The sequence below is a fragment of the Vreelandella sp. F11 genome (assembly GCF_042466685.1).
Lineage (GTDB): Bacteria > Pseudomonadota > Gammaproteobacteria > Pseudomonadales > Halomonadaceae > Vreelandella.
On sequence record NZ_CP170448.1, the window covers coordinates 951,002 to 965,754 of the forward strand.

Here is a 14,753-nt window from a genome sequence, read left to right on the forward strand (position 1 = left end):
CAGCGCAACTGCTGGAAAAGCACGGAGGTTCCATGAAGAAAGCCGCTACGCTGGACGCTGCCAGAGACCGCTAGGCCTTGGCGCTGGCTTTTGCCAGCGTGATGCCACCGCGTGAGCGAGTCCCAGACCCAGCAGGCGCGCCTTGTCCACCTTGCCGGTCGAGATGCGCGTGTCCCAGGCCCGAGCACCGTGCGCTTTCACCTTGATCCCGATTTCCCGATAGACGCCGTGGGCGGTGCCGATGGCCCAGGCGCAGCGAGGCGGCAAGGCCGTCAATCCACCGCGGGCGGAGTCATAGTAGGGTTCCGCCCGATCGATCAGTTGTCGGGCTAGGCCTGCCAGGGCCTCACGATGCCTTGGCGCGGTCATCTCCTGGCGTGGAATGCCGGCTTCCTCCAACCACTGTGCAGGCAGATAGCAGCGACCGATGTGTGCATCCTCGATGATGTCCCGGGCGATATTGGTCAGCTGAAAGGCCAGCCCCAGGTCGCAGGCGCGATCCAGGGTCGCCTCATCCTTCGCGCCCATGATCCAGGCCATCATGATGCCCACCACGCCGGCCACGTGATAGCAGTAGTCCAGGGTATCGTCGAGGGTGACATAGCGCCGCTGTGCCACGTCCATGGCGAAGCCGTCCAGGTGAGCCTGGGGATAGCGCTCGGGAATCCCGTGGCCGAGAGCAACCTCCTGAAAGGCGGCGAAGGCCGGGTTTTGCATGGGCTCCCCGGCATAGGCGCGACGCGTCGAGTGTCGCATTTCGTTCAGGCGCGTCTCGCTGCTTTCGCCCGTTGTATCCTGAGCACGAAAGCCCAGCTGTTGGTCGTCGATCACATCGTCGCAGTGGCGGCACCAGGCATAAAGCATCAGGGCACTGCGTCGAGTGGCCGGATCGAACAGCTTGGCGGCGGTGGCAAAACTCTTGGAGCCCACGGCAATCGTCTGCGCGGCATGCTGTCCTAGCTTATCGGTCATTGAGTCGCTCCAGCATCAGGCCAGCAGTGGCCTTGGCGGAACCGATCACACCGGGCACCCCTGCGCCGGGATGGGTGCCCGCCCCTACCAGATAAAGGTTGTCGATCCTGGCATCCCGGTTGTGGGGCCGGAACCAGGCGCTCTGAGTGAGAATCGGCTCCAGAGAAAAGGCGGAACCCAGGTGGGCGTTGAGCTCCTCGCGAAAATCCAGGGGCGTGAAGTGCCGACAGGTCACCAGGTGCTCCCGAAGCCCGGGAATATAGTGGCGCTCCAGGTAGTCGAGAATGCGGTCGCGGTATATCGGACCCTGGGTTTCCCAGTCGATGTTCGCCTTGCCCAGGTGCGGCACCGGTGCCAGAACATAGTGAGCGCTACAGCCTTCCGGTGCCAGGCTCGGGTCGGTGACACAAGGGGAGTGCAGGTAGAGGGAAAAATCCTCCGCCAGGGTGTCCGCGTTGAAGATCTCGTCGATCAGTTCCCTGTAGCGGGGGCCGAAGCACACCGTATGGTGCTCCAGGCCTTGTGGTGGCCTGTCCAGGCCAAAATAGATCACGAACAGTGACATGCTGAAACGCTTGCGGCCCAGAGACCTGGCTTGGCGGGTGCCGCGGGAATGCCCGTTCAACAGTCTGCTGTAGGTATGCATCACGTCCGCGTTGGAGGCCAGTGCATCCGTCGGGAAATGCCGGCCATCCGTCAGGGTGACGCCGTTCACCCGATCCCCTGCGGTTTCGATGCGTGCCACTTCCGCGTTCAGTTCGAGGGTGCCGCCGAGGTCCTCGAACAGTTGGATCAGGCCCTGCACCAGGGCGCCGGTGCCGCCCCGGGGAAACCATACGCCCCACTCCCGTTCCAGGGCATGGATCAGGGTATAGATGGAAGAAGTGGCGAAAGGGTTGCCCCCCACCAGCAGGGAATGAAAGGAGAAGACCTGGCGCAGGTGCGGATCCTCGATGAATTTCGAGACCATGGAGTAGACGCTGCGCCAGGCCTGAAGTTTCGCCAACTGTGGCCCGGCGGCGAGCATGTCGCGAAAGGCCAGAAAGGGCACGGCGCCGAGCTTGCGATAGCCCTCCTCGAACACCGCCTGCGAATAGCTCAGGAAATGCCGGTAGCCCTCTACGTCCCGGGGATTGCGCTCGGCGATCTGTCGCTCCAGGGCGGCCTGATCGTTGACGTAATCGAAGGCAGGGGCATCTTCCCAGCATAGCCGGTAGAAGGGCGTGACCGGCAGCAGTTCGACATAATCTGCCATGTGTTTATCTGCCAGACGAAAGAGCTCTTCCAGGGCGGAGGGGTCGGTAATCACCGTCGGACCGGCATCGAAGGTGAACCCCTGGTCTTCATAGACATAGGCGCGACCACCGGGCTTGTCGCGTTTTTCCAGCAGGGTGGTCTGGTAGCCCCCGGATTGCAGGCGAATCGCCAGGGCCAGGCCGCCGAAGCCGGCGCCGATCACCAGGGCACGTTGAGGCTGGGTCATGAGCGTATTCCGAAGAAGGTGGATGAGATCTTTTGCGGAGAATTCGCCCGCACCGCCTTGAGCGCTTCGCCAAGCGGCACCGGAGGCTTGCCCATTAGGATGCGCACCTTGTCGGCATGGGTCAGGCGCCCGGCGTAGAAGCGTTCGATCAACAATTCCGACAGACCGTAGAAGCGTTGCATCACCTGCCAGCGCCGCTCCGGGCGGCCCGCCAGGAACAGCATGCGATTGAGCAGGCGAAAGTAGCCCTGGCGTCGCCATTCCCGGGCGGCGAAGGCATGGATGGCCTGGAACAGCGACGCCGAATCGAGGTTTTCAAGCTCGGCGATGCGCTCCGCCAGACCCATGGCCTGGGGCAGGGAGTAGCCGGTAGTGGGGTGGAACAGTCCGGCGCGGAGGCCGCTTCGCGGCTGGCCCTGGGCGTTCTGCCAGAAGGCATCGAAATCACCCGCCAGGGTGATCGGCAGTACGCCGCTCTCCTCCCGCAAGGTATCGACGATCTGCCAGTCGCGATCCCTCGCGTAGGCGTCGATATGCTCCTGCAATCGGGCCGCGTTCGCCTCCGGGCGATCCACGTAGTGGGTATCCTCGATCAGCAGGGTATCCTGGCTGAAGGGCAGCACGTAGACGAACCGGTAGCCGTCCTGCTGTGGCACGCTGGCGTCCATGAGGATCGGTTCATCCAGGCCGTGGGGCTTGTCCAGACGCACTTCCCGGCCGAGAAATGCCTGATGGCCGAGGGCTAGGTGGGCACTGTCGGCGGGGCCTCGGCCGTCGATTACTGCGTTTGCGTGCAGCACCCGGCCATCCTCGAGTTCCACGTGATGCGGTGAAAAACGGGCCACGCGCGTGTCGACCCACAGGTTGTCGCCCAGGGCCTCTTCCAGAATGCGGGCGAAATCCTGGGAGAAAATACTGGTATAGCCCCCGTTCAACAGGCGCTGGCGGTGCGGGAAAATTACCCGGTGCCGTGGCCAGCGACGGCCCACCAGGGGCGCCAGCCAGGCATGTTGGGCTTCGGAGAGATCACCATCGTGAAACGACCAGGTGTGATGACCACCGGGGCGGCTTTCGCTTTCCAGCATCAGCAGGCGCAACCCTGGCCGCGCCTGGGCCAAGCGCAGGGCGATCAGGCCGTTGGCCAGACCGCCACCCACCAGTATCAGGTCATATCTTGGCGCGTTCATGAGCCATACCCCGTCGCCCGCGACCGGCGCGGCTGGACAGGGGCGATGACGGCGATATACCTACTCATGGGGCGCTTCCAGAGGGACGCCGCGATCATCCAGCAGCACCGCTGAACGCAAGGCATGCAGATCGGCGCTGCCGGTACAGAAACAGGCGATACGCAGTTGCTGGATGACCACCTCGAAGTGCTCGACCACCGCCTGACTGGATTCGGTGGCGCTCTCAAGCACTGCCGCGGCCTGGCCCACCAGATCCGCGCCCAGGCGGATAGCCTTGGCGGCGTCCACCCCATCGCGAATGCCGCCGGAGGCAATCAGCGGCGTCTCTGGAAGGGTCTGGCGCACCGCGCGAATGGCCTGGGCAGTGGGGGTGCCCCAGCCGGCGAAGGCCATAGCGACCCGGCGCTGAGTCTCGCCTGTCGCGCGTTCCGCCTCCACCGCCGCCCAACTGGTGCCGCCCGCGCCGGCCACGTCGATCATCGCCACGCCTTCTTCCACCAGCGCCCGGGCCACCTCGGGGGAGATACCCGCGCCTACTTCCTTGACCACCACCGGTACCTCGAGCGACGTGACCAGCGTGCCGATGGCCTGAAGCACGCCACGCCAGTCCCGGTCGCCGCCCTGTTGCACCGCCTCCTGCAGGGGGTTGAGATGGACGATCAATGCATCCGCCTCGATCATCTCCACCGCACGGTGCGCCCAGTCGATCCCCTGGGGTTCCCGTAGCTGGCCCGCGCCGATATTGCCAAGCAGGGGAATATCCGGGGCGATGCGTCGTAACTGCTTGGTTAGGCCATGATCGCTGCCAGACTGCAGGGCGACTCGCTGGGAGCCGACGGCCAGGGCGATACCCAGGTGTTGGGCGGCTTCTGCTAGGTGATGATTGATCGTTTTGGCCCGCTCGGCACCGCCGGTCATGGAGCTGATCAACAGCGGCGCGTTCACTGTTTTATGGAAAAGTCGTGTGCTTAGATCAATCTCGTCCAGGTTCAGCTGGGGCAAGGCACAATGGGCGAAGCGATAGTCGGCGAATCCCGTAAGGGTCGACGTGTTAGCCCGACGAGCGTCCAGCACGATGTCGAGATGATCATTCTTGCGTTTCACCATACTGTCATCGGTCATGTCGCGCTCCCGCTGGCGATGCAGCTCGTTGCTGCTTTAGGCGTTTTTTGAGTTTTCTGACATCTGGCGCGTAAAGGAAGCCAAAGGACACAGCACCCTCCCGAGTACGTACGGCATGATGTATTCGGTGAGCTTGAACCAGACGCTTCAAGTAGCCGCTCTTCGGCTGCCAGCGAATCGGCCAGCGTTGGTGAACCATACCGTCGTGAAACAGAGAGTAAGCGACGCCGTACAGCGTAATGCCCGACGCGATGGCCATGAGTGGCTTCCAGTAAAGATCCCCCACAGCAAACATGCCGACTACCACCAGCGAAAACACCACAACATACAGGTCGTTTTTCTCGAATACGCCCTCAGTGGGTTCGTGATGGGATTTGTGCCAGTGCCAGCCCCAGCCGTGCATAATGTACTTATGGGCGTACCAGGCGAACACTTCCATGCCCAGGAAAGCCGCTATCACAAGCATGAGCATCCAGAACCAGTCCATCATGTTTTACAACCTCTCTTAGGCCGGCGTCTTGAATAAGGGGAGGGCAGCTAAAAGCAGGCTCACCAGCGCCACGGCAGCCAAGATGCCGCTGGGCTGGGCTAGCTGAGCCCAGCTGTCGCCACGAATCAACGCCCCGTAAAAACCTTCAATAGCCCAGGCATTCGGCGTGAACAGGCTCACCGTCTGCAACCAGTCAGGCATCATGAAACGTGGCACCATTGAGCCGCCGACGCTGGAAATAATGAGCACAAAAAACGAAGAAAAGGTTGTCGCCTGTTGAGTTGTTCGACACAGCGACAGGAGTAAAAGTGCCAGCCCAGCACTCGCGGCGGCGCAGGCAAGTGCCATGACAATGACTTTCGCCAAAGCGCTCTCTATCTGTAGTCCAAAACCGAATCTTGCGACCAGGAATATAGCGCTAGCCTGCAAAAATCCCAGACTTAACAAAAACAGAAACCGTCCTAACAGTAACCGTGAATGCGCAGCTTTGCTGAGCAGGAGGCGTTCGGCGATACCGTTTTGGCGCTCTTCCAAACTGACCATACCCGCGTTCACGGCGGACAATAACAAGAACAGAATAGTGGTGGCGCCCGCATAGTAAGCAATACCGCTAAGCCCAGATATAGACGCTAGCGCCTGACCATAAACGGGTTGTAATTCGATAAAGGCGTCTTCGGCGGCTGCGCTGTCCGTTTCCCTAGCAATGGTTTCTAAAGCGGCGTCCAGACGCGCCTGTTGTTCGGGCGAGAAGCCATCAACCAGAGCTTTTGTGCTTTGCGCAAGACGTTGCGCAAGAACCTGTGGTTGTTGGGAGGCCAGACTTTGTCGCAGCCATCCTTGTAAAGACAGGGCGGCAAGTTCACGGGTGGGTTCGCTGATGATGGTAAACAGCGGACTGTTGTTCGTATCCAGTGGCCCGTGAATAATCACCGCTGTGTCGAAATTGCCTTGCCGCACCTCTTCCAGTAGTTGAGCACGGCTCGAATCGGGTAGAGCCGTAATCTCTACATCTTCACTCTGTGTCAGGTACTGCGCGAAGTCTTGCAATACCGGATCTTCGCTTTCCAACACGAGCCCTACCCGCAAGTGCAGGTCGCCTTCCGTGGCACCGGAGAAGATGCTGGCGAAGATGGCGAACACCAAACTGGGCAAAGCAAATGCCAAAAGTAACGCTCCGCGGTCACGCCATAAACCTAAGGCCATCACCCAAAAAATTGCCCTCATGGCACCGTCTCCGCCGCAGAATCGGTTTGAGCACTGGTAAAGTGCTGCATCACGTTTTTTAAACCGGGCCGGCGTACCGAAACCTCGGCAATGACATCACGTGCTTCGCCCAAGCCGCGATAGAGGTGATCGACCAACCTATCCAGCGGTAGATCACTTTGTAGCCACCATTCACTGCTCTCATCACTACTCTCATCACTGCGAGGGCGAAAACCGATCTCCTGCAGCCGCTCACAGAGTGCCGGGGAGAGCATGTGAACCGTACGCACAACGAATAGCTGACGGTTGCCGAAGGTCTCCTGTATTAACGTCTGGGGCTCGGCCAAGGCTTTCAGTTGGCCTTGATGAAGAAGGGCTACGCGGTGGGATAGCACTTCAGCTTCATCTAACTCATGAGTAACAACGACCACGGCCGCCCCTTGCTCGGCGCGGCGGCGAATAAGGTCGTGGATTGACATGCGCACACTCAGATCGACCCCGGACGTGGGTTCGTCCAGCACGAGTAGAGAAGGGTAGGAGACCAGGGTGGCTGCCAAGTGTAAGCGCCGTTGCATACCACCGGACAAGTGATCCACCCGCACATGGGCTTTGTCTGTTAACTCGATTTCTTCCAGCGCTTGGCTGACCCGTGTGGGCACCTGGTGGCGGCTGACACCTGCGCAGCGCGCGAAAAACTCCAGGTTCTCTCGCCCCGTCAGGTGCCGGTATAAACCCAGGAACTGGGGGGTGAAACCGATGGAATGTTGATAGGCCTTACCCGGAGAAAGCGCTTTTCCTGCAATGAGTATTTGCCCAGAGGTGGGGCGCAGCTTGCCGGTGATGGCGCGCAACAATGTCGATTTTCCAGCACCGTTAGGCCCGAGGATGCTGAGTATTTCGCCTGGACGTACCTGTAAAGAAACGCCGTCTAAGGCGCTGTGGCTGCCGTAGACAACCCGTAGTTGATCAATGGTGAGTGCTGCAGTCGTCGTCATTCGCAAGGTCTAAACCCCAAGCCTTTGCGCCGCACCGTTAAAGGTAACGAACTGTTGTTCCACGAGCGCTGCGAGTAAGGATTCATCGTATCCTGCTCTACTCAATTGCTCTCTTGCCATTGCTTGTGCATTGCTCAATGCGCTGCGAACTTCTTCCGGTGTATAAAGAGAAAGCAAAGTGGTTTTCGACGCATCCTGCTGCACGTCCTTACCGGTCTCCTGCACAAAGGTAGTGTGATCCAACATATCATCGTAAAGCTGAAACAGCAGACCAAAGGCACGGGCAAAGCGCGTCAATGCGTCTATCACTTCTGCATCCAGCCCCCTAAGTCGTGCACCGGTGACGACAGCAAACTCAAACAGGCAACCTGTTTTCTGGTGGTAGAGTTGCTCAATTGCGCTCTTGGAGGCCACGGACTGATTTTGTAAATCAGCGATCTGCCCGCCAACTAATCCCATAGAACCAATAACATGACTGAGATGAGCGCTCACGGCGACTTTGGTGGAAGCATCCACGTTGGGGCAGTCGGCGATAACCCCGTACGCGAGGTTGAGGAAATTGGTTGATGCAAGAATGGCTGTGCTTTCGGAAAAGCGTATGTGCGTGCAAGGGCGATCGCGGCGCATAGTCGCATCGTCCATGCAGGGCAGGTCGTCGAGAATCAGCGAAGCGGTATGTACCAGTTCCGATACGCAGGCCATACGGAGGGTGCGGCTGTCAGTGGCCACGTTCGCAGCCAGAAGCGTAAGAAGTGGGCGCAAGCGCTTGCCTGAACCCAATAAGGCGTAATGCATTGCTCGATGTAGATGCGAGGGCGATGTTTCTTGAGCTGGCAGAAGATTCAGTAAGGTTGCGTTTATCATGCTCTTTAGATGGACAGCATCCATCAGTGGAGTCATTGGAGCCGAGATGGTTATTGGTGCCTGTGTCTCGCTCGCGATAGACGCGGGCTCTGCGGCGGATGCTTGCGGCTTGCGTGTAAAGGTCACCCTGTACCCCCGATTGCCTACCTATGCGGCCGTCATAAAGTCAGAGCTGACTCCATTGAACCGCCATTTGAAAATGGTACTGACCCAGTCTTTTTGGATCACCACGAAAGACGGGCGACTACACGCTTCTCATCAGCGAGTAGCGAAAACGACCAGCCATTGCGCTCACACAGCCGTTGCACGATACCCAGGCCAAGACCATACCCTTGAGATGACGGTGCCTCAGTCTGCTTGTACCGCTTATCAGCATCACTGCTCACCTGATTGGTGACCAAGAGTTCATGCTCTTTAATACGAATCATGATCGGGCCGTGCGCGTGGAGCGTATGCTCGAACGCATTTCGCACCAGATTATTGACCGCAATAGAAAAGGCCTGTGGATGTCCGTTGACTATGGGTTTTGCGAGTTCGTCGATATCAACATCGACGAATTTGCGGGTCAGCAGGTAGCGCTGCTGATCTATCGCTTTGCTCACCAGCGGCATCACTAAAAACTGCTCGTCATAAAATCCGTCGTCGGTTTCGCGAGCGAGGCACAAGAACATTTCAATCGTGGTTTTCATATCGAGCGTAGCGCGCCTCACTCGATCTACCACCTTCACATCGGCCGCTGACAAATCACTTTGTTCAAGCAGCTCAAGTGCGCCTGTTATGACCGTGATCGGCGTCCGTAACTCATGACTGGCTGAACTGGTAAAATATCTTTCCCTCTCAACAAATGCGCTGATACGCTCAAGCGTCTTTTCGATAGTCCTGGCGAGCACACCAACTTCATCATCGCCGAAACGGCTGGCCTCTATGCGTTTATGATCTTCGGCCGATAGTTGTTCCGGGTCGATGTTCGCGACTGCTTTGGCGAGTTGTGCCACAGGGGCGACAGCTTTGCGCATAACAACCACGCCCAGCGCGAAACCAAGAGTAGCGAGCGCACCCACGGCACCGGTGATAAAGAGCAGCCACCACCAATCCTCTGACGACGCAGCTTCAATCCCGGCAACATCGAACACCACAAAGCCGTGTTGCTGTTCATCGTCGGTAGGTACTACCGCGACATGCAGTTCTATATTCTCGAATTCGTACAAGCCCTCATCGGGATTGGTTTGTGCCCATTCCCTCAATGATTCAGGCAAGCTACCGACCTCATCGTACCCGCGAAGGTTCATCGGCATAGAGGGGTAGCTCTCTGCTGCACGCTGCAGCTGATGCTGGAGCACCCGGTCTTCGGTAAACCTGATCGCAGCGAAGAAGGCGAACCCCCAGGCCACGCTCAGTACAGCAACGCACACCGCAAATGCAATGGCGACACGCGTGCGCAAGCTGTGCCGGTACATTACTGAACATCCTCTGCAATTCGGTACCCGATACGATGCACGGTATGAATTAATGGGCTATCAAACGGCCTATCGATAGCCTGGCGCAGCTTGTACAAGTGCGAGCGAAGCGCATCGCCATCAGGGCGCTCGTCAGCCCACAACAACGTTTCGAGATCATCGCGAGCCACAACAGACGGCGCCTCTTCCATCAATCGTTGAAGTAGTCTCATGCTGGCAGGGGTTAGATCGATGCGCTGCCCCGCACGATGCACTTGCAGCGTGGATCTGTTCATCGTCAGATCACCAACCGTTAACAGATTGTCGGTTTTTCCGTGACTACGTTTGTACAGCGCCTGCAGTCGCGCATGTAGCTCTTGCAATGCGAATGGCTTGACCAAATAGTCATCGGCTCCCGCCTCGAACCCCTTAAGTTTATCGTCAAGCGTGTCTCTCGCCGTTAGCATGAGCACGGGCGTTTCTACTTTGGCATCAGCTCGCAGCTTCTTGCAGAAACTTAGGCCATCCATCCCTGGAAGCATCAGATCCAGAACGATAACGTCGTACGGATTTGTCAATGCCAGGTACATCGCGCTTATACCGTCGAAGGCAAAATCCACAACATAGCTATGCTTTTCGAGATACTCAGCGATGTTTTCGCAAATGTCGCGGTTGTCTTCGACAATCAACACTCTAATCGGCGCCGCTCTAAGCACGTTTCCCATCAGCTGATCTCCCTTTTCAGGCATAACCCAGTCGTAGACCAATTAGCGGCTCGGCCTCGCTGTCTTGATGAAACTCTGGGAGGTTAGCAAAGCCGATGTGACTAAAACGTCGCTGAAATGTGAAAGCGACAATCTAGTGATACTAGCAAATGCGAATAGGACGGTATCGGCTTCTTCTACAGCTTGTCTGACCTTTTAGTCGCATCCAGCTCTCGCATGGATCGATCTTCGTCGCATGGGACGAGGCTGTCCGGTAATGCGTTTTTCAGAAGTCTTAGCGGGGGATCGGAACGATCAAGAAGTATGGCGTAAGTTTTCAGTAAGTGAGCGGCTGCGACAGTCAACACTCTTTCCACCCAACGTTGACTGAAGGGCCTCTGATCTTTGAAGAATTCGCGCATGCTCTATCGACTCCTGCACCGGTGGCGCTGGCTTGGCGCCTGGACACTGGCCAACCTGCTGCTTGCCTGGATGATCTCGCTGCGTTATGTCGGCTATATCCAGCCCGAGGGGGCCGAGCAGTGGGGCTACCTGCTGATGGTTTTCCTCGGCCATCTCTCGCTGCTGGTATGGCTGGGAGCTTTGCCGATGTTCCTGCTGGCCACGCTTTTGCGCGGCATCGGACTATGGCTGATGACCACCCTGTGGGCGAGTGGCCTGCAACTCCTGCTGCTGCTCGATACCTTCGTCTACGCTCAGTATCGCTTCCACCTGAGCGGCTTTATCCTCGACCTGCTACTCAACGCCGGGGGAGACGTGTTCAGCTTCTCATGGGTCGCCTGGGCACTGACCGTCGGTGGCGTGCTGGGTATGTTGGCGGTGCAGGGAGGTCTCGGGCTGCTGTTCAGGCGACGTCCACCTTCACGGCCGGTGGTCGCCATGCTGGTAGTGAGCTTGTTGGCCCTGCTGGGGGTGAACGGTTGGCATGCCTGGGCGGATGCTCACTACGATCGCGACATCACCGGCATGACGCGTCATGTGCCGGTCTTCTATCCGGCTACTGCCAAGCGTTTCTTCGTCAAACAGGGGTGGGTCGACCCCCAGGCAGTGCGCGATCGGGTGGAGCTCAAGGCGACGGACGGAAAGGCGCAGGGCCTGGTCTACCCCTCCGCGCCGCTGAGCTGCTCGCCGTCGGTGTCTTCCGACAACCTGCTGCTGGTGCTGGTAGATGCCCTGCGTCACGACATGCTCACTCCTGAAGTGATGCCGAATCTTTACCGGTACGCCAGTCAACCCGGTTGGTTCAGGGCGCGTGAGCATATCAGTGGTGGTAACTCCACCAAGGCCGGCGTCTTCAGCCTCTTCTATGGCCTGCCAGTCACCTACTGGGATGCATTTACTGCCAGCCAGACGCCCCCGGTGCTGATGGAGCAATTCGAGGCTGCCGATTACCGCTTTCAGGTTCTCTCTTCGGCGACGCTGGTGAGCCCTGCCTTTGACCGTAACGTTTTTGCCGGCCTCAAGGATGTCTCTCTGGAGCCAGCACAGGGCGAGCCCTGGGTGCGCGACCAGCAGATCACCGATGACTGGCTAGCCTGGATGGACAAAGAAGAGGCAAGGTTAGATGAGCGGCCGTTTTTTGGTTTCCTGTTCTATGACGCCGTGCATGGCTACAGCCATCCGCCAGACTTTCCGCGGTTCACGCCCTATTGGGAACATATCAACCACATGAGCCTGGGGCCTGGCTTTGATCCGGAACCTTACTGGAACCGCTATCGCACGGCAGCACGCTATGTGGATCAGCAATTGGGACGCGTACTCGATGACCTGGAGCGCCGTGGGCGGCTTGAGGGTACTGCGATAGTGATTACTTCCGATCACGGAGAGTCCTTCAACGAACATGGCAAGAACTACTGGGGACATGGCAGCAACTACACGCCGGAGCAGGTTCAGGTTCCGTTGGTGATGCATTTGCCGGGGCGATCCGGTGGGACGTTGGAGCGGCGAACGCATCACGCCGATATCGCACCGACGCTGCTCGAGGAGCTGCTCGACTGTGAATCGGCTCCTCAACATTACACCCTGGGGCAAAGCCTGTTGGATGTCGAATCCCATCGCGACTGGATGCTTTCAGGCAGCTACATGGGTTATGGCATCCTGATGCCCGACTACCAGGTGGCCGTGCACCCCACAGGGGCCTTCGAAGTCTATGACTACCGCATGAACGAACTCGACGATATCAAGCTCCAGCCCCGGGTGTCGAACGAGGTACTCAGGGCGCTGTCGAGGTTCTATCGATAAGACATTCAGGATGGAGCGCTGCCCGCTTCAGCATACGGAGTGAATCAGTCATTGGACGTGATGTCCTGCTGAGCGCTTACATCGCTATCATTGGCATCGCTCGCTCTGCATAGCGTCACTGCTGGTGGATTACCTCATCATCGCTCGTCGGGCGCATGGGATGGGGCACGCGAGCCCCATCCCATGCCTGCAAGAAGCGTGTCCGGCCTATCGAGATGACCACTCTTGCCATGGGGCGGATATGGTGCCGATCGCCTTGGGATGGGCGGGCGATCACAGCTTCCGTGCTCCCATGGCCCTTGTGGTCATTGGTGGGTTGATGACGTCCACGTTTTTAAGCCTGTTGGTGATTCCGGTTTTTACAGTGGCATTGATGGTTTTGTGAACTGGCTTAGACACTTGACGACTAACCACAGAGTGATAACGACGGCTGGGGTTAACTAACATTGGGGTTCCATTGAGGAAGGTAACGAATGCGATCAGAAAAAGACAAAATGCTAGCAGGCGAGCTTTATAATCCAACTGATCCGGTTTTGCTAAAAGAGCGTGAAGAGACAAGGCGAAAAGTGAGGCTCTATAATCAAGTTTTGGAAACTGACGCTCAGCGATTGGCTGCTTTAAAAGCGTTGTTTGGATCGACAGGAGAACACCTCTATGTCGAACCCAACCTACGCGTGGATTATGGGTATAACCTACATGTAGGCGAAAACTTTTTCGCCAACTTCGACTGCACCCTGCTGGATGTTTGTGAAATCCGCTTTGGCGATAACTGCATGCTGGGGCCAAATGTGCAGATTTATACCGCCACCCATCCGCTTGATCCGTATGAGCGTAATGCGGGTAAAGAGTACGCAAAACCGATTTTTTTTGGTGATAACGTCTGGATTGGTGGCGGGGCCATCATTAACCCAGGCGTTCGGGTAGGCAATAACGTTGTTATAGCGTCGGGCGCCGTCGTGACCAAGGATGTACCCGCTAATGTGGTGGTAGGCGGGAATCCTGCTCGCATAATTAAAAATATTGCAGTTAAAGATGGGTAACCGTTAGCTTGCGTTGAGTTAAGGGAGTGCCTTCTATCCTTTATTCGCTCTGAGCATGGTTGTAAGACGTGAATGGACAAATGCACTGCGGCCATCAGCAAACAGTGCATGTGCGAGTAAAAAGGCTAGAGGATATAGTGAACTCACATCTTGCTGAGCATCTCGACCGCTTGATCGAAGTGTCCGTCACGCTCTGCCCAGCGCAGGAAGTTGACGTTTTCCACCAGGATTTCCTTGGGCGTGGGCTTATCTTGGAACAACGTCATGACTTCGTCGATAAAGTCATTAAGCGGCATATAGCCTTCACGGGTCGACTGCCCAGGTGTCAGTTCTGTCTGAACCGCAGGAGGAGCGAGCTCAATAAGCTCGACCTTGCCCTTGAGCTGTTCGCGCAGGGATATCGTATAGGAGTGGATGGCTGCTTTGGTGGCGTTGTAGGTTGGCGTGCCGCTCAGCGGTACAAAAGCTAAGCCAGAGGAAACGTTCACGATGATGGCGTCGGGCTGGCTTACCAGGTGGTCAGTGAGCGCGTTTGTTAGCCGGATGGGCCCCAGCAAGTTGGTGACGACTGTCTGCTCGGCATCGCTTAGGTCTCGGGTGCAGGACAAGTCCTCGCGACGCATAATGCCCGCATTGTTAATCAGCACATTGAGGTTGGGATGCTCGGCGATGACACGCTCAGCAAAGGCGGTGATCTCCTCTGGATCCTCAACATCGACAACCATCGCGTGCATGTCGCGCTGACCAGCAATGGTTTCCTCCAGCGTATCCATACGCCGCCCGGCGACGATCACGATGTTGCCAAGCGCATTGAAGCGTAAGGCAAGTTCACGACCAATCCCGGAGCCGCCGCCGGTGATAAGCATGGTGTTTCCTGACATTTTCATGGTTTAACTCTCCATCTACTTTTAGAAGCGAATGCCACTCACTTTTTACCAATTTGGCGGCGGCGTGGCTTGCCAGCATCTACACAAAACTTGCCTGATCCTGTAGGC

14 protein-coding genes are annotated in these 14,753 nt (G+C 57.6%); 3 read left to right on the forward strand and 11 right to left on the reverse strand.

Going from position 1 to position 14,753, the window contains the following annotated elements; translation table 11 throughout:
- Positions 1-45: 45 nt before the first annotated feature.
- From crtB to ACFIOZ_RS04400, 10 genes are all read right to left on the reverse strand, one after another.
- Positions 46-972, reverse strand: a complete 927-nt coding sequence (crtB, locus tag ACFIOZ_RS04355; protein ID WP_386082473.1) for a 15-cis-phytoene synthase CrtB — start codon at positions 970-972, stop codon at positions 46-48.
- A complete protein-coding gene (locus tag ACFIOZ_RS04360; RefSeq protein WP_386082474.1) occupies positions 962-2,455 on the reverse strand; it encodes a phytoene desaturase in 1,494 nt (497 codons plus the stop codon). Before ACFIOZ_RS04360 ends, crtB begins: the two co-directional genes overlap by 11 nt.
- The gene (gene crtY / locus ACFIOZ_RS04365; RefSeq protein WP_386082475.1) at positions 2,452-3,642 is read right to left on the reverse strand and encodes a lycopene beta-cyclase CrtY; all 1,191 of its coding nucleotides are present in this window, start codon (positions 3,640-3,642) and stop codon (positions 2,452-2,454) included. The genes ACFIOZ_RS04360 and crtY overlap by 4 nt, the downstream gene beginning before the upstream one ends.
- A 60-nt stretch (positions 3,643-3,702) precedes the next feature.
- On the reverse strand, positions 3,703-4,764 hold the full coding sequence (gene fni, locus ACFIOZ_RS04370; protein ID WP_386082476.1) for a type 2 isopentenyl-diphosphate Delta-isomerase: 1,062 nt from the start codon (positions 4,762-4,764) through the stop codon (positions 3,703-3,705).
- Complete coding sequence (locus ACFIOZ_RS04375; RefSeq protein WP_386082477.1) at positions 4,754-5,254, reverse strand: sterol desaturase family protein; 501 nt, start codon at positions 5,252-5,254, stop codon at positions 4,754-4,756. Before ACFIOZ_RS04375 ends, fni begins: the two co-directional genes overlap by 11 nt.
- Positions 5,255-5,269: 15 nt before the next feature.
- Positions 5,270-6,478: an ABC transporter permease gene (locus ACFIOZ_RS04380; protein WP_386082478.1), complete on the reverse strand. Its 1,209-nt coding sequence runs from the start codon at positions 6,476-6,478 to the stop codon at positions 5,270-5,272.
- Positions 6,475-7,452: a heme ABC exporter ATP-binding protein CcmA gene (ccmA, locus tag ACFIOZ_RS04385; RefSeq protein WP_386082479.1), complete on the reverse strand. Its 978-nt coding sequence runs from the start codon at positions 7,450-7,452 to the stop codon at positions 6,475-6,477. Before ccmA ends, ACFIOZ_RS04380 begins: the two co-directional genes overlap by 4 nt.
- Positions 7,453-7,461: 9 nt before the next feature.
- A complete protein-coding gene (locus ACFIOZ_RS04390; protein ID WP_386082480.1) occupies positions 7,462-8,340 on the reverse strand; it encodes a polyprenyl synthetase family protein in 879 nt (292 codons plus the stop codon).
- Positions 8,341-8,540: 200 nt separating this feature from the next.
- Entirely contained in the window at positions 8,541-9,773 is a 1,233-nt protein-coding gene (locus ACFIOZ_RS04395; RefSeq protein ID WP_386082481.1) for a sensor histidine kinase, read from the reverse strand.
- Positions 9,773-10,450, reverse strand: coding sequence for a response regulator transcription factor (locus ACFIOZ_RS04400; RefSeq protein ID WP_386083991.1), 678 nt, complete (start codon positions 10,448-10,450; stop codon positions 9,773-9,775). The genes ACFIOZ_RS04395 and ACFIOZ_RS04400 overlap by 1 nt, the downstream gene beginning before the upstream one ends.
- Before the next feature lie 426 nt (positions 10,451-10,876).
- Here ACFIOZ_RS04400 and ACFIOZ_RS04405 point away from each other — a divergent pair, with 426 nt between their 5' ends.
- The 3 genes from ACFIOZ_RS04405 to ACFIOZ_RS04415 all read left to right on the forward strand — a co-directional run bounded on the left by ACFIOZ_RS04405 (position 10,877) and on the right by ACFIOZ_RS04415 (position 13,758).
- On the forward strand, positions 10,877-12,718 hold the full coding sequence (locus ACFIOZ_RS04405; RefSeq protein WP_386082482.1) for a DUF3413 domain-containing protein: 1,842 nt from the start codon (positions 10,877-10,879) through the stop codon (positions 12,716-12,718).
- Between the two features lie 160 nt (positions 12,719-12,878).
- Positions 12,879-13,103 (forward strand): efflux RND transporter permease subunit, encoded by a 225-nt coding sequence (locus tag ACFIOZ_RS04410; RefSeq protein ID WP_386082483.1) that lies wholly within the window; start codon positions 12,879-12,881, stop codon positions 13,101-13,103.
- Between the two features lie 88 nt (positions 13,104-13,191).
- Positions 13,192-13,758 carry a sugar O-acetyltransferase gene (locus ACFIOZ_RS04415; RefSeq protein ID WP_386082484.1) on the forward strand — a complete coding sequence of 189 codons (567 nt, stop codon included), beginning with the start codon at positions 13,192-13,194 and terminating at the stop codon, positions 13,756-13,758.
- 143 nt (positions 13,759-13,901) lie between these two features.
- Here ACFIOZ_RS04415 and ACFIOZ_RS04420 read toward each other — a convergent pair whose 3' ends face one another.
- Positions 13,902-14,645: an SDR family oxidoreductase gene (locus ACFIOZ_RS04420; protein WP_386082485.1), complete on the reverse strand. Its 744-nt coding sequence runs from the start codon at positions 14,643-14,645 to the stop codon at positions 13,902-13,904.
- Between the last annotated feature and the right edge of the window lie 108 nt (positions 14,646-14,753).

What these genes read in the sequence shown, in the direction of transcription:
- ACFIOZ_RS04390 (WP_386082480.1), bottom strand. Translation starts at nt 8,340, where the DNA reads ATGGATGCTGTCCATCTAAAGAGCATGATAAACGCAACCTTACTGAAT.
- ACFIOZ_RS04360 (WP_386082474.1), bottom strand. Translation starts at nt 2,455, where the DNA reads ATGACCCAGCCTCAACGTGCCCTGGTGATCGGCGCCGGCTTCGGCGGC.
- ACFIOZ_RS04380 (WP_386082478.1), bottom strand. Translation starts at nt 6,478, where the DNA reads ATGAGGGCAATTTTTTGGGTGATGGCCTTAGGTTTATGGCGTGACCGC.
- ACFIOZ_RS04410 (WP_386082483.1), top strand. Translation starts at nt 12,879, where the DNA reads ATGGGGCACGCGAGCCCCATCCCATGCCTGCAAGAAGCGTGTCCGGCC.
- ACFIOZ_RS04415 (WP_386082484.1), top strand. Translation starts at nt 13,192, where the DNA reads ATGCGATCAGAAAAAGACAAAATGCTAGCAGGCGAGCTTTATAATCCA.
- ACFIOZ_RS04395 (WP_386082481.1), bottom strand. Translation starts at nt 9,773, where the DNA reads ATGTACCGGCACAGCTTGCGCACGCGTGTCGCCATTGCATTTGCGGTG.
- crtB (WP_386082473.1), bottom strand. Translation starts at nt 972, where the DNA reads ATGACCGATAAGCTAGGACAGCATGCCGCGCAGACGATTGCCGTGGGC.
- crtY (WP_386082475.1), bottom strand. Translation starts at nt 3,642, where the DNA reads ATGAACGCGCCAAGATATGACCTGATACTGGTGGGTGGCGGTCTGGCC.
- fni (WP_386082476.1), bottom strand. Translation starts at nt 4,764, where the DNA reads ATGACCGATGACAGTATGGTGAAACGCAAGAATGATCATCTCGACATC.
- ACFIOZ_RS04375 (WP_386082477.1), bottom strand. Translation starts at nt 5,254, where the DNA reads ATGATGGACTGGTTCTGGATGCTCATGCTTGTGATAGCGGCTTTCCTG.
- ccmA (WP_386082479.1), bottom strand. Translation starts at nt 7,452, where the DNA reads ATGACGACGACTGCAGCACTCACCATTGATCAACTACGGGTTGTCTAC.
- ACFIOZ_RS04405 (WP_386082482.1), top strand. Translation starts at nt 10,877, where the DNA reads ATGCTCTATCGACTCCTGCACCGGTGGCGCTGGCTTGGCGCCTGGACA.
- ACFIOZ_RS04420 (WP_386082485.1), bottom strand. Translation starts at nt 14,645, where the DNA reads ATGAAAATGTCAGGAAACACCATGCTTATCACCGGCGGCGGCTCCGGG.